At 43.9% G+C, this 14424-nt stretch carries 13 protein-coding genes; 2 read left to right on the top strand and 11 right to left on the bottom strand.

Annotation, left to right across the window (positions count from 1 at the left end; translation table 11 throughout):
• Positions 1–154: 154 nt before the first annotated feature.
• From GMD4S_RS02620 to GMD4S_RS02590, 6 genes are all read right to left on the bottom strand, one after another.
• Complete coding sequence (locus GMD4S_RS02620; protein ID WP_000382004.1) at positions 155–589, bottom strand: cytidine deaminase family protein; 435 nt, start codon at positions 587–589, stop codon at positions 155–157.
• A 12-nt stretch (positions 590–601) separates the two neighbouring features.
• Positions 602–2062 (bottom strand): glutamate--tRNA ligase, encoded by a 1461-nt coding sequence (gene gltX / locus GMD4S_RS02615; RefSeq protein ID WP_000031046.1) that lies wholly within the window; start codon positions 2060–2062, stop codon positions 602–604.
• Positions 2063–2189: 127 nt separating this feature from the next.
• Positions 2190–3539, bottom strand: a complete 1350-nt coding sequence (locus GMD4S_RS02610) for a glucose-6-phosphate isomerase (RefSeq protein WP_000018241.1) — start codon at positions 3537–3539, stop codon at positions 2190–2192.
• Positions 3540–3707: 168 nt separating this feature from the next.
• Positions 3708–4397, bottom strand: a complete 690-nt coding sequence (locus GMD4S_RS02600) for a gamma-glutamyl-gamma-aminobutyrate hydrolase family protein (RefSeq protein ID WP_000124763.1) — start codon at positions 4395–4397, stop codon at positions 3708–3710.
• Between the two features lie 138 nt (positions 4398–4535).
• The gene (locus GMD4S_RS02595; RefSeq protein ID WP_000859993.1) at positions 4536–6302 is read right to left on the bottom strand and encodes an ABC transporter ATP-binding protein; all 1767 of its coding nucleotides are present in this window, start codon (positions 6300–6302) and stop codon (positions 4536–4538) included.
• A 1-nt stretch (position 6303) separates the two neighbouring features.
• Positions 6304–8010, bottom strand: a complete 1707-nt coding sequence (locus GMD4S_RS02590; RefSeq protein WP_000905730.1) for an ABC transporter ATP-binding protein — start codon at positions 8008–8010, stop codon at positions 6304–6306.
• 206 nt (positions 8011–8216) lie between these two features.
• On the opposite strand from GMD4S_RS02590, the gene GMD4S_RS02585 reads away from it, so the two are divergent.
• Together GMD4S_RS02585 and galU are read left to right on the top strand one after the other, a co-directional pair.
• Positions 8217–9233, top strand: a complete 1017-nt coding sequence (locus GMD4S_RS02585) for an NAD(P)H-dependent glycerol-3-phosphate dehydrogenase (protein WP_000745029.1) — start codon at positions 8217–8219, stop codon at positions 9231–9233.
• A gap of 21 nt (positions 9234–9254) precedes the next feature.
• Positions 9255–10154: a UTP--glucose-1-phosphate uridylyltransferase GalU gene (galU, locus tag GMD4S_RS02580; protein WP_000811022.1), complete on the top strand. Its 900-nt coding sequence runs from the start codon at positions 9255–9257 to the stop codon at positions 10152–10154.
• A 118-nt stretch (positions 10155–10272) separates the two neighbouring features.
• On the opposite strand, the gene GMD4S_RS02575 is transcribed toward galU, so the two are convergent.
• The 5 genes from GMD4S_RS02575 to GMD4S_RS02555 all read right to left on the bottom strand — a co-directional run bounded on the left by GMD4S_RS02575 (position 10273) and on the right by GMD4S_RS02555 (position 14374).
• Entirely contained in the window at positions 10273–10953 is a 681-nt protein-coding gene (locus GMD4S_RS02575; protein ID WP_000658477.1) for a rhomboid family intramembrane serine protease, read from the bottom strand.
• Positions 10937–11476, bottom strand: a complete 540-nt coding sequence (locus tag GMD4S_RS02570; protein ID WP_000642760.1) for a 5-formyltetrahydrofolate cyclo-ligase — start codon at positions 11474–11476, stop codon at positions 10937–10939. The genes GMD4S_RS02575 and GMD4S_RS02570 overlap by 17 nt, the downstream gene beginning before the upstream one ends.
• 11 nt (positions 11477–11487) lie before the next feature.
• Entirely contained in the window at positions 11488–12618 is a 1131-nt protein-coding gene (locus GMD4S_RS02565) for an N-acetyldiaminopimelate deacetylase (RefSeq protein ID WP_000885096.1), read from the bottom strand.
• 61 nt (positions 12619–12679) lie between these two features.
• Entirely contained in the window at positions 12680–13378 is a 699-nt protein-coding gene (dapD, locus tag GMD4S_RS02560; RefSeq protein WP_000127448.1) for a 2,3,4,5-tetrahydropyridine-2,6-dicarboxylate N-acetyltransferase, read from the bottom strand.
• 84 nt (positions 13379–13462) lie between these two features.
• Positions 13463–14374, bottom strand: coding sequence for a DMT family transporter (locus GMD4S_RS02555; RefSeq protein ID WP_008284424.1), 912 nt, complete (start codon positions 14372–14374; stop codon positions 13463–13465).
• Between the last annotated feature and the right edge of the window lie 50 nt (positions 14375–14424).

Raw genomic sequence — 14424 nt, 5'->3', positions numbered from 1 at the left:
CGTGAAAAGGCGGTGTCTTAACCCCTTGACCAACGGACCTGAGCTTTTCAACTCTTTCTATTATACCTACTTTTTTACCTTTGTCAAGAACTTTTTTTCCTCTTTATCAAAATTCTGAAAAGATAAGGGAAAGAGCCAGTTAAACTGACTCCTTCTATTTATCTTGCCAATTAGTCGCGCGTTCCTCTCCCCACCAGTAAGGGATCAATTCAGCAACCTTAATTGTTTTTCTTGTTTCGTAGTCCATCATGAACTCTGCTTCTTTATTTTCAGCATTCAATTCTAAGAGAAATTCTCTGCAAGCGCCACAGGGCATGCCTGATCCTTCGCCGTAGGGAGGTTTATCTCGAAAGGCGAGGATTTTCTTAACTTTAGTTTGTCCTGAAAATTGATACATATTGAAGAGAGCTGCTCGTTCTGCACAGAGATGAAAAACGCCACAAGTGCCCTCCATACAAAATCCTGTGAAGATCTGACCATCTTCTGCTTCTACCGCAGCAACAACATGGTTAGCATAAACAAAGTCAGAAACTTCATGGGGATTGAATAAGGTTCGTGCTTCTTCATACATTTTTTCCCATGTATCCATCGGAAGTCCTTTTTATTTAGAAATCTCTTTGAGCATATTATCAATATGCTGGATAGATTTCTCACGACCTAATAGGTAAATCGTATCTGGAAGTTCTGGTCCATGCATTTCACCTGATACTGCAATACGAATCGGCATGAAGAGGTTTTTCCCTTTAATACCTGTTTCTTTTTGAACTGCTTTGATTTGTGGGAAGATGTTTTCTGTTACAAATTCTTCATCTGTCATTGCTTCTAGCTTCGCTTTGAAGGCTTCTAGAACAACAGGAACGGTTTCTCCTGCCATGACCTCGCGCTCAGCGTCTGTCAACTCTGGGAAATCTGAGAAGAAAAGATCTGTCAGTGGAACAATCTCGTCTACTGATTTCATCTGTGGCTTGTAGAGTTCTACCATTTTCTCTGATTTGTCAGTCAAACGCCCTGCTTCTTCTAGGAAAGGTTTTGCCATTTCAAAGATAGTAGCAAGTTCTGCTCTCTTGATGTAGTCATTGCTCATCCAGTCCAGTTTCTTCTGATCAAAGGCAGCTGGAGACTTGCTGAGGCGGTTTTCGTCAAAGAGTTTAATCAATTCCTCACGAGAGAAAATTTCATCTTCGCCACCTGGATTCCAACCAAGAAGGGCGATAAAGTTAAAGACAGCTTCTGGAAGATAGCCTTTCTTACGATAGTCCTCAATAAATTGAAGGGTGTTGGTGTCACGTTTAGACAATTTTTTCCCTGTTTCAGAGTTGATAATCAAAGTCATGTGACCGAACTCTGGAACTTCCCAACCAAGAGCCTCATAAACCATAAGCTGTTTGGGTGTGTTGGCAATGTGGTCATCTCCACGGATAACATGAGAGATTTGCATATCGTGATCATCAATAACAACGGCAAAGTTGTAAGTCGGGTATCCGTCTTTCTTTTGAATCACCCAGTCACCACCGATATTGCCACCTTCAAACTCGATATCACCTTTGACCATATCATGCCACTTGTAGATACCAGACTCATTGACAGCCAAACGAACAGTTGGGATGATACCAACTGCTTCACGTTCTGCGATGTAAGCTGCTTTTTCTTCTTCGCTCATGCCAAGATATTCATTGATGTAACGTGGTGTTTCGCCAGCTGCTTCTTGGCGTTCGCGTTCAGCTGCCAACTCTTCTTCTGTAACGTATGATTTGTAGGCTTTTCCTTCAGCTAGCAATTGGTCGATGTATTTTTGATAGAGTTCCAAACGCTCTGATTGACGGTAGTTTTCATGAGTTTCTGGGCTCTCATCCCAGTCAATCCCCAACCATCGAAGATTTTCAAGCTGTGAGCGTTCTCCATCCTCAACATGGCGTTTACGGTCAGTATCTTCGATACGAATGATAAAAGTTCCACCATGATGACGTGCGTAAAGGTAGTTAAACAATGCTGTACGGGCATTTCCGATGTGTAGTAGTCCTGTTGGACTTGGTGCGTAGCGTACGCGGATATCTTTTGACATAGTTTCTCCTATAAAGTCTCTAGGCGTCTGCCTTTTTGCTTTCTATATTATATCACAAGTCTCGCCTGAGTCCAATGTCTACGAATAAAGAGAGTAAAAAGAGTGGGCAAGCCACTCTTTTCTTCTATTATAGACGTGCGTTAAGCTCTTTGCTCAATTCTTCAAATCCTGGTTTTCCAAGAAGGGCAAACATGTTACGTTTGTAGGCTTCAACACCTGGTTGGTCAAATGGGTTGATGGCATTCAAGTAACCTGAAAGGGCAATTGCCAATTCGAAGAAGTAGATAGTGTAACCAAGAGTGAAGGCATCTTGCTCAGGAAGAGTTACGTACATGTTTGGCACATCACCGTCAGTGTGGGCAAGAAGAACACCGTCAGTTGCTTTTTTGTTTACAAAGTCAACGTCTTTTCCTTGAAGGTAACCAAGTCCATCAAGGTCTTCTTCCAAAGTAGGAATGATCACGTTCTTACGTGGTTTGTCAACACGGACAACTGTTTCAAACATGATACGAGTTCCCTCTTGGATAAATTGACCCAATGAGTGCAAGTCAGTTGAGAAGTTAGCTGAAGTTGGGTAGATCCCTTTTTGGTCTTTCCCTTCTGACTCACCAGCCAATTGTTTCCACCATTCTGAAAAGTACTGAAGTGATGGCTCATAGTTTACCAAGATTTCAGTAGCGTAGCCTTTACGGTAAAGGATGTTACGAACTGCTGCGTATTGGTAAGCTTCATTTTCAGCAATCTTGTCTGAAGTGTAGTCTTTACGAGCTGCGTTTGCACCTTCCATAAGAGCTTTGATGTCTGCACCTGATGCTGCGATTGGAAGCAAACCAACTGCTGTCAATACTGAGAAACGTCCACCGATGTCATCTGGAACCACAAATGTTTCCCAACCGTTGGCATCTGCTTCAACCTTAACAGCACCTTTTTGGCGGTCAGTTGTAGCGTAGATACGTTTGTTAGCTTCTTCTTGACCGTATTTCTTAACCAAGAGTTCTTTGAAGACACGGAAAGCAATCGCTGGTTCTGTTGTTGTACCTGATTTAGAAATCACATTTACTGAGAAGTCTTTGTCAGCTACGTACTCTACCAAGTCAGCAAGGTAAGTAGATGAGATTGAGTTTCCAGCGTAAAGGATTTGTGGAGCTTTGCGTTCTTCTTTTGTTTGCAAGTTAGCAAAGTGGTGGTTCAAGAAGTCGATGGCGGCTTTGGCACCAAGGTAAGATCCACCGATACCGATTACAACCAAGACATCGCTGTCTGCTTTGATTTGTTCAGCAGCTTTCAAGATGCGGTCAAATTCTTCGCGGTCGTAGTTTTCAGGAAGGTCCAACCAACCTAAAAAGTCGCTACCAGCACCAGTTCCTTTGCGGATCAATTCGTCTGCTGCAGTTACCTGTGCTTGCATGTATTCCACTTCATGTGGGGCAACAAATTTGTCTAAAACTTTTGAATAATCAAATTTAATATGTGACATGATAATCCTCCAAAATTTCTTCTTTTCTATCATAACGCTTACCTTCGATTTTTTCAAGCTTTTTTATTGAATTTGCCCAATTTTTATCAGAATTCAAACGTTTGCGTAAATTTGCTAAAATATAAAAAATCTGAAAGGGCGAATAAAAACGGCTAGAGATTCTAACCGTTACAATTCATTTAATAAATACTCAAATAGTTCTAAATTGCCGTCTTCTTCATTGACCAGAAATTCTGGATGCCACTGCAAGCCGATGATACGATGCTCGTCGATAGACTCAATCGCTTCGATGGTCTGGTCTCTTGGATCAATAGCAGTTACACGGAAATTAGGTGCCAGATCTTTGATACTTTGACGATGGACTGAGTTAACCTGACTTTCTTTGCCAAACAACTTAGCCACCACACTCCCTTCTACTGTCTCAATAGTATGAGAGGTCCCAAAAGGCAAGCCTTGCCAGTGACCTTCAATTTCTTGGTAGAGAGTGCCACCAAAAGCAACATTGACCAGCTGAACTCCGCGACAGATTGCCATAATTGGTTTATTCTGACGGAGCGCTTCTTTCAAGAGAGCTAGTTCAAACTCATCGCGTACAAGGTTGTAATCATCGCTCTCAATGGTCTTTTTCTCTCCATAAAACTGAGGATGGACGTTTTGCCCACCTGTCAAGATGAGTTTGTCAATCATTTCTACATAATCGCGAACAATGGACTCATCCCCTACAGGAATTACTAAAGGAAGACCTCCGACTTGACGAATGCTCTCTGCAAATTTACAGGATACAGATGAGTGGATGTTTTTCCCTTCTGCATCTACAGGACATAGATTTGCAGCAACTCCTACAACCGTTCTAGCCATGATGTGTCTCCTTTCGATTTTCTTGCGACAGTCTTATCTTATCACTCCAACCCTTTCCTGTCTAATATGTTTTTTAAAAGACCGTGATAAGTATTTTTTATGGATAAGAAAAAGCTGCCCAAAAGGACAACTTTTTTCTTATTCAAATACAAATTGATTGTGATAGAGTTCTGAGTAGAAACCGCCGAGTTTGAGCAACTCGTGATGATTCCCACGTTCAATGACCTCTCCATCTTTGAGGACAATAATCTGATCGGCATTGAGGATGGTCTTGAGACGATGGGCAATGACAAAACTGGTTCGTCCTGCTACAACTGCCTCCATGGCATGTTGAATCTTGCTTTCTGTTACGGTATCGACATTGGAAGTCGCTTCATCTAAGATTAGGACTTGAGGATCTGTCATCAAGGTCCGAGCGATGGAAATCAATTGTTTCTGCCCAGTCGAGAAGATATTCTGCTCATCATCAATAAGGGTATCATACTTATCAGGCAGGCTTTCAATGTAGTCATGAATATGAGTTGCCTTGGCAGCTGCTTCGACCATTTCCTGACTGGCATCTGGTACACCGAAGCGGATATTGTCTCGGATTGTCCCACTAAACAAGACCGAATCCTGCAAGACAATCCCGACCTTGCTCCGCAGGCTATCCAAGTCATAGTCACGGATGTCTTTTCCATCAAAGGAAATGCTACCTGCATCCACATCGTAGAAACGATTGATGAGGTTCATGATGGTTGTTTTTCCCGAACCAGTCGGACCGACAACTGCTATCATCTGCCCCTTAGGAGCTGAAATGCTGACATCTTTTAAAATCGGCTTGTCTGGCACATAAGAGAAATCAATGTGACTGATTTCAACGCCTTCTCGCAATTCCGTAAAGGCAGGCGCATTTTGCGGACGAATCTCTTCTTCTGCATCGAACATTTCTTGGATACGATCCGCCCCAGTAAAGGCCAACTGGAGGCTCCCCCAACTCGCAGCCACCTGGATAATCGGCTGGTAGTACTGCTGAGAAAATTGGGTAAACATGACGATCAAACCTAGGGCTGTCGTTGTTTCGATACTTGGATCGTTCAGCAAGACCGCAGAACCTGCAAAAATAACGATGGCCGTATTGACCAAGCTCATCCCATTCATAACAGGAAAGAGGATGCCTGAGAACATTCTCCCTTTAAAGGTTGCCTTGCGCACGCGCTCATTTTGCTCCACAAAGCCTGCTACGATGTCGTCTTGAATTCCTTGTACGATAACAGCTTTCTGTCCAGAAATACTCTCATCCATGTAGGCGTTGAGTTTCCCAACCTCTTTTTGCTGGAGATTGGTGTACTTGCGGGCCATCTTCACGATGAAAACCAACATGAGAAAGGCCACTGGGGTGCTGGCTACTGTTATCAGGGCTAGCGTCACATTTCTTGAAAACATGACAAAAATCAAACCGATGTAAAGAGCAATATTGCTCATGACCTGAACTAGGCTTTCATTGAAGGCTTGAAGGATGTTATCCAAGTCACTCGTGAAGCGAGAAAGGATGTCGCCATCCTGATGGCGGTCAAAGAAAGAAACCGTCAAACGAGAGAGTTTGCCAAAGAGGCCCTTACGCATCTCATTTGTTGACTCAGCAATCACACGGGTCATCAAGGTCATGTAAATCAAACTGGATACCACTAGGGCGAGAACAACCAGAGCTAGATTCAGCATCAGAGCTGACAAACTCTGCCAGGCTAGTTCGGAAGTTCCATTTTGATAAGCCAGAACTAGGTTAGCGAGCTCCGTCACTGCTTGACCTGAAAAAACTGGAAAGAGGGCTTGGGCAATCGTCGCAACTGCAACCATCAGAACCACAATGACAAAGGAGAACTTGTAAACTTTAAAATAATTCCAGAAAAATCGAACGGTTTTCATTTTATTCCTCCTTTCCCTTTTGTGTTTCGTAGATTTCGCGGTAGACGGCATTGTTAGCTACCAAGTCTGCATGCCGTCCTTCTCCAATCAAGCGTCCTTGGTCCAAGACCAAAATCTTGTCTGCATGGACGACTGAACTAATCTTTTGAGCGATGATAATGGTTGTCGTCCCTTTCAGGTCTTTATTCAAAGCTTCCTGTACGAGTCTCTCTGACTTAGCATCCAAGGCTGAAGTCGAATCGTCAAAAATCAGGATACGGGGATTGCTGACAATCCCACGGGCAATGGACATCCGTTGTTTTTGTCCACCAGAAAAATTGGTGCCTCGCTCTTCGACCTGACTCTCAAATTTGTTTTCCATGCGTCCGATAAATTCGCTGGCTTGGGCAATTCGTGCTGCACGTTCCATTTCTGACACGCTGGCATTGCCTTTCCCTTGACGAAGATTATCTGCAATGGTCCCACTAAAGAGAATAGCACGTTGCAAGACAATGGAAACTGTTTTACGTAAGGTTCCCTCGCTGACGTCTCGAATATCCTTGCCACCAATCTTAATAGATCCCTCCTGTGGATCAAACAGTCGTGGAATTAACTGAGCTAGAGTGGACTTCCCTGCTCCAGTCGCTCCAACCACACCGACCATCTGACCAGGCGCAACATCAAAGGTTACATTCTTCAGCATAGGTTCGTCATCATTGGGATAGGTGAAGGTCACATTTTCAAAAGAGAGACTTCCTTCTAACTCTTCATCTGGGAGATCTTTAAAGGTCATCGCTGGCTCGGTATCTAGAATCTCACGGATACGACGCAAAGAAATCATGGCACGGCTGACAGAATTTCCTAAAAATCCAACCATGATAATAGTAAAGATAATCTGGCTGAGATAGTTGATAAAGGAAGCAATCGAGCCCACTACAGACGGATCTGACTGAGCCATGCCTGCTACCAACCAGATAGAGAGAAAGACCGCTCCATAGCCGACTAGCATCATAACGGGTTCTATAACTGAGAAGGCATAACCGATATAAAGATTTTGGCCGAGAAGTTCATCAGAAACCTCGGTAAATTTGTCAAATTGTGCTTTTTCTTGTACAAAGGATTTGACTACGCGCACACCACGTAGATTTTCCTTAGCGATAGCATTGATCCGTTCAAGAAGGGTTTGAAATTTGGCAAATCGTGGCCCCATCATCCCCATCATGATGGCAGTTAGTGCAAAGATTAGGAGCACCATGAGGACAATCACCCACCAAAGCGACGGAAGAGTGTGAACCGCCAAGATAAAGGAACCGATAAAGAGAAGAGGGAGACGGAAAAGAATTTGAAAAGCCATCATCACCACGTTCTGAATTTGGTTGATATCATTGGTCATACGGACGACAAGGTTACCCGCATTGAATTGCTCGATATTGGCATAAGAAAAAGTCTGGATCTTGCGAAAAGCGTCTTCACGAAGGTCCGAAGACACTCCTTGAGCAATGTAGGCTGCAAGCGTTACATTGACCCCACCTGCAACCAGACCGACTAGGGCTACTCCTATCAACCAAGCGCCAATACTATAAATAGCCTCATTTTGTCCGGCCAACAAAGCCTCTAACACCTCTTGCAAATAGCGCGGTTGCAAGAGCGAACTCGCAACCATCAAGCCTGTCATCATTAAGGATGCCAAGGCTTGCCATTTATAGGTTTTTATTTTTTTAATGAGCATATTTCCTCCTAATAAAATAGATAAAGGGAGCGACATCCTGCGTCAGCTCCTTCTCATTCGTTCATATTGATGCTATTCTAGCAAAAAAGAGACATCTTGTCAAAGAAGTCTCCTTATTATAAATTAGTGCGCTTTCATCTACAGGTGATGCATGAAAAGGCTTTTTATGGTAAAATGAAAGGAAGAACTCTTACAAGGAGGAAAAGATGAAGAAACAAACCATCGCTGTCTTGGGTCCTGGTTCTTGGGGAACTGCCCTTTCGCAGGTCCTAAACGACAATGGACACGAGGTTCGAATTTGGGGAAATATTTCTGACCAAATTGATGAAATCAATAACCAACATACAAACAAACGCTACTTCAAAGATATCCTACTCGACGAAAAAATCAAAGCCTATCATGACTTGGAAGAAACACTCAAGGATGTGGATGCTGTTTTATTTGTAGTCCCAACAAAAGTAACGAGACTGGTTGCCCAACAAGTAGCAAAGGTGCTCAATCACAAGGTTGTCATCATGCATGCCTCCAAAGGATTGGAACCAGATAGCCACAAACGTCTATCAACTATTCTTGAAGAGGAAATTCCAGCTGACCTTCGTAGTGAAGTCGTTGTTGTTTCAGGACCTAGCCATGCTGAGGAAACGATTGTACGCGATATTACTTTGATTACCGCAGCCTCCAAAGATCTTGAAACTGCCCAGTACGTCCAAAATCTCTTTAGCAATCACTACTTCCGTCTCTATACTAATACGGATGTTATCGGAGTTGAAACCGCTGGTGCTCTCAAAAACATCATCGCAGTTGGCGCTGGAGCACTACATGGTCTAGGATTTGGCGACAATGCCAAGGCGGCTATCATTGCCCGTGGCTTGGCTGAAATCACCCGTCTAGGGGTCGCTCTTGGAGCCAATCCTCTGACTTATAGCGGGCTTTCTGGAGTTGGGGATTTGATCGTAACGGGGACATCTGTCCACTCTCGTAACTGGAGGGCCGGTGATGCTCTCGGTCGTGGAGAATCCCTCGCAGACATCGAAGCAAACATGGGCATGGTCATCGAAGGCATTTCAACAACTCGAGCAGCTTACGAGCTGGCTCAGGAATTGGGTGTCTACATGCCAATCACACAGGCTATTTACCGAGTCATCTACGAAGGTGTCAACATCAAAGAAGCAATCACTGACATCATGAGCAATGAATTTAAAGCAGAAAACGAATGGTCGTAGACCCTTATAGAAAGGAACATCATGAAACAAAAAGTCAGAAAAGCAGTCATCCCTGCAGCTGGATTGGGAACTCGCTTCCTCCCAGCAACTAAGGCCTTGGCCAAGGAAATGTTGCCAATCGTAGACAAGCCAACTATCCAGTTTATCGTTGAAGAAGCCCTCAAATCTGGAATCGAAGACATCTTGGTTGTTACTGGTAAGTCAAAACGTTCCATCGAGGACCACTTCGATTCAAACTTCGAATTGGAATATAACCTTAAAGAAAAAGGGAAAACCGATCTTTTGAAGCTGGTTGATGAGACAACCGGCATGCGCCTGCATTTTATCCGCCAAACACATCCACGTGGTCTCGGCGATGCTGTTTTGCAAGCCAAAGCTTTCGTTGGAAATGAACCTTTTGTCGTTATGCTTGGTGATGATTTGATGGATATCACGGACGAAAAGGCTGTTCCACTTACCAAACAACTCATGGATGACTACGAGCGTACCCACGCGTCTACTATCGCTGTTATGCCAGTCCCTCACGACGAAGTCTCTGCTTACGGGGTTATTGCTCCACAAGGCGAAGGAAAAGACGGCCTTTATAGCGTTGAAACCTTCGTTGAAAAACCTGCACCAGAGGATGCTCCTAGCGACCTTGCTATCATCGGACGCTACCTCCTCACTCCTGAAATTTTCCAAATCCTCGAAAACCAAGCTCCAGGTGCAGGAAATGAAATTCAGCTGACAGATGCAATCGATACCCTCAATAAAACACAACGTGTATTTGCTCGTGAGTTCAAAGGGGCTCGTTACGATGTCGGAGATAAGTTTGGCTTTATGAAAACCTCCATCGACTACGCTCTCAAACACCCCCAAGTTAAAGATGACTTGAAAGACTACCTCATCCAACTCGGAAAAGAGTTAGCTGAGGGAGAATAGAAGAAAAACAAAGCTCTTAAATAAGGGCTTTGTTTTTTGTTGACGATTGCAACAAAAAAGCCATCTTTGCAGATGACTTATTAGCAACCGAATCGGTGCTCGCATTTAACTATCCCCCCTACACATAGGTCATTCCCTTATAGCAAAGGAAAATGGCTAGTGCGATAAAAAGTACAGTTGCTCCGATTCGCTGGCTGGTACTGTACATCCTTCTCTCCCATTTGACTGGAAAGATGACTGCTAGAAAGGCACCGCCTACTGCACCTCCGATATGGCCTGCTAGGCTGATTCCTGGAATCAGAACACTTCCAATGATATTTATCACGAAAAGTGTCAGATAGGATTGCCCCAACTGCTGAATATAGGGGTTGCGAGTTGCGTAACGCAGGACGATAATCGCAGCAAATAACCCGTAGAGAGAAGTGGATGCTCCAGCTGCGACAACTTTCGGTGTAAATGCAAACACAAAGAGATTGCCCATCATTCCTGATAAGAGATAGAGAAGGAAGAACTGCTTGGAGCCGAAAATCTCCTCAACCTGTCGTCCAAGAAAGTAGAGCGAAATCATATTGACAATGAAATGCTCCCATCCAATATGCACAAATATAGCCGAAAAAAGGCGCCAAATCTGCTCAGGGAACAGGCGAATGATCGGTCCATACATGGCTCCAAACTGAAGCAAGGTATCTGCTCGTTCAAAATTTAAACCTGTAAGAACCAACATCAAGAGAAAGACCAATGCGGTTACTAGGAGGAAGAAACTAGTCACAGGATAACGTTTATCAAAGATTTCCTTCATAGATTAGCACCTCCTGGACGGGAATATCATGGTCTTCCAAGTTAAACTCCTGAATTTGACAAGGATAAACCGTACTCAAAGTATGACCAGTAAAATGTTCTAGATAGCGGTCGTAGTATCCTCCACCATATCCGATTCGATAGCCTTCTGTCGTAAAAGCTAGCCCTGGAACATGAATCAAATCAATCTGAGACAGTTCCACCACTTCCAAGTCTCCTTGCGGTTCCAGTAAACCAAAGGAAGTTTTTACCAACTGCTGCGGATGATAGACCACAAACTCCATGCGCCCCTTGGGATAGGTTTTGGGTATCAAAACCTTCTTGCCGTCCTTCAGCGCCTGCTCAATCAGTTCTTGCGTTTGAAATTCATGAGGGAAAGAGAGATAGGTTGCGATGTTCTTAGCTTCTTGGTAAAAGGGATGATGTAAGAAACGCTCGGTTAAAGCTCGATCCATAGCCCGTTTTTGCTCCTGAGATAAAGCCTTCATTTCTTGCAAAATTTTCTTGCGTAGTTCTGCTTTCATAGACAATTCCTCTACTCTGCTGCCTTCTTTTTTAAGAAACTAGAGACTGCATCTACCCCAATGGCTATGGCTTCTTCCTTAGGACTCATCTGAGGGTGATGAAGAGCGTAGGGACTATCGATACCTAGCCAGAACATAACGCCATCTACCTTCGAAAGGAGATAACCAAAGTCCTCGCCTGTCATAGCAGGCTCGATATCAATCAACTCGATTCCATCTTTCTCTTCAAAAAAGTCCATCAGTTCACGCGCCAAGGCTGGATTGTTCTCAACAGGTAGGTAGCCTCCTTGCTTGAGTTCTACTTCGACTTCCATATCAAAGGCTGCTGCAACCCCTTCTGCGACTGTCTTGACTCTTTTTTGTACCAAGAGGCTCATTTCCTGAGTCAAGGCGCGAATGGTTCCATGCAAAAAGGCTGTGTCTGTAATGACATTATTGGTTGTTCCAGCTTGGAAAAGGCCAAAGGTCACCACCGCTCCCTCGATGGGATTGACATTGCGGCTGACAACTGACTGTACTTGGGTTACAAAGTAACTAGCAGCCACCAAGGCGTCATTGGCTTCATGCGGAAAGGCTGCATGTCCCCCTTTTCCTTTGAAACGAATCTTCACCTCACAAGTCCCTGCAAAGAGCGTATGGGTATTGGTCGCAATCTGTCCAACCTTTAGATCCGGACGAACATGGAGTCCATAAAACTGGTCTGGTAGCCAGTCTCCAAAAGCACCGTCCTCATACATGAGCATGCCACCAGCTTCATTTTCTTCAGCAGGCTGAAATAGAAAGAGCAAATTATTCTTGGGTTGTTCCTCCAGGGCGCGTTCGAGACAGCCTAAGGCAATAGTCATATGAAAATCATGGCCACAAGCATGCATGCGACCTTGGTGCTGAGAGGCGAAAGGCAGTCCTGTTTGTTCGACGATAGGCAGGCCATCAATATCTGTTCGCCAGCCAATAGTCTTCTTTGGCTGGCTTCCCTGCAAATAGACCAAAACCCCTGTTCGCCAAATACGAATTTGAACAAAATCCTTGCCCGTAGTCAATTTCTCAATCACATCCAGCAAATAAGCCTGAGTCTTGAACTCTTCCAAGCCAATCTCTGGAATCTGGTGTAAATCTCGTCTAGTCTGAATCAAATCTAACATCTATCGATCCTCCTTTTGATAGAAGAAAGAGGCTGGAAGAAGTATCCGCCTCTTTTTATTTTTACAAGGTACGAAGCGCATCCTCTAGCGCTGTTTTTTGTTGGGTTTGGGCATCAATTTCTTTGATGATACGAGCTGGAACACCTGCCACTACCACGTTTTCTGGAACATCTTGGGTAACAATAGCTCCTGCTGCAACAACTGAACCACTGCCGATTTGGACCCCTTCGATCACCACTGCATTGGCACCGATAAGAACATTATCTCCGACACGGACTGGTTCAGCGCTAGCTGGCTCAATCACACCCGCCAAAACTGCACCTGCACCAACGTGACTGTTTTTCCCAACGATAGCACGACCTCCAAGGATGGCACCCATGTCAATCATGGTTCCAGCACCGATTTCAGCACCGATATTGACAACAGCTCCCATCATGATAACAGCATTGTCACCAATTTCAACCTGGTCACGGATAATAGCACCTGGCTCGATACGAGCATTGATCGCACGTTTGTCTAGCAAAGGAACTGCAGAATTACGAGCATCTTGCTCGACAACATAATCTTGATTTTCTACCAAACCTTCAAGAAGCGGAGCAACATCCTTCCAGTCTCCGAATAAAACATTTCCTAGTTTGACAACAGAGCTAGGTACAGCAGTTGCAAGTTCTCCTTCAAAGGTTACTTTGACACTGGTTTTCTTTTCAGCATTGGCGATAAATTGGATAATTTCTTGAGCGTTCATTTTTGTAGCAGTCATAGGTGCCTCCTGGTTCGTTATAATGATACCTATTCTACCAAAAAAGGCTTCAAATTTGAAGCCTCAACTATCAAATAATCATCTTTACTGGGCTTGTTTTGCTTCCTCTACAGATAAAAAAATCATCGGAACGATAATCAACACCATAGCTAAGGCCAAAAAACCATCCATGACCATTCCCAGAAAAAGAACACTTAATAAAGCTGAAGAGAGCGGTTCGCTAGCACTCACCACTGATACAACCAGCGGGGAAACGAGTGACACAGCCTTCATAGATAGGAAGAAGGCAAAAGCTGTACCAAACACGGCAATCGTCAGACAAATCAGCACACTTACCAGATCCACTTGAAAACTTATCCGATAAATAGGGTAGAGGAAATTACTAAAGAGACCTGCCAGAATCATCCCCCAACCAACAGTCGGAACAAATCCGTAGCGCCGTGCAAAGCGTTGGGGAAGGATAACATTAAACATGACCCCTACTGCACTGAGCAAACCTGTCACTAGAGCCAAAGGTGTCATGGATAACTGGGACAAATCCCCTTTTGTAGCCATCAAAAAAACACCTAGCATGGCAATCAAAACATAGAACACAGCTGTAATAGAAGCCTTCTTCTGGTAAATGATTCGATTGTAAAACAGGATAAAAACAGGGCTGATAAATTGCAAAATGGTCGCCGTCGTCGCATTGGAATACTCAACGCAGAGATAGAAGAAAAACTGCACAGAAAAAATACCTAGAATAGCATAGGCTAAAAAAGGTAGATAATTTTTCTTATCACGCCAGATGTCCAACAAGCGGCTACGCAACTGAAAGGCAGATAGACCTAAAACCAAACTCCCCGCCACTAGTAAACGCATAGAAGTAATCCATCCAGAAGACACTGGATAATGAGTGAAAAAATACTCTCCTAAAATCCCACAAATCCCCCAGATTAGGCCTGAGAGTAGCGAATATACTGTTCCCTTAACAATCTTTTTCTGATAATGATTCATATTATTATTGTAACACGAAACCAACAAAGAAAAAAGTAGCAACAAGGAGA

This window comes from Streptococcus sp. GMD4S (assembly GCF_000296955.1).
This window is presented reverse-complemented; position numbering and strand designations above follow the sequence as displayed.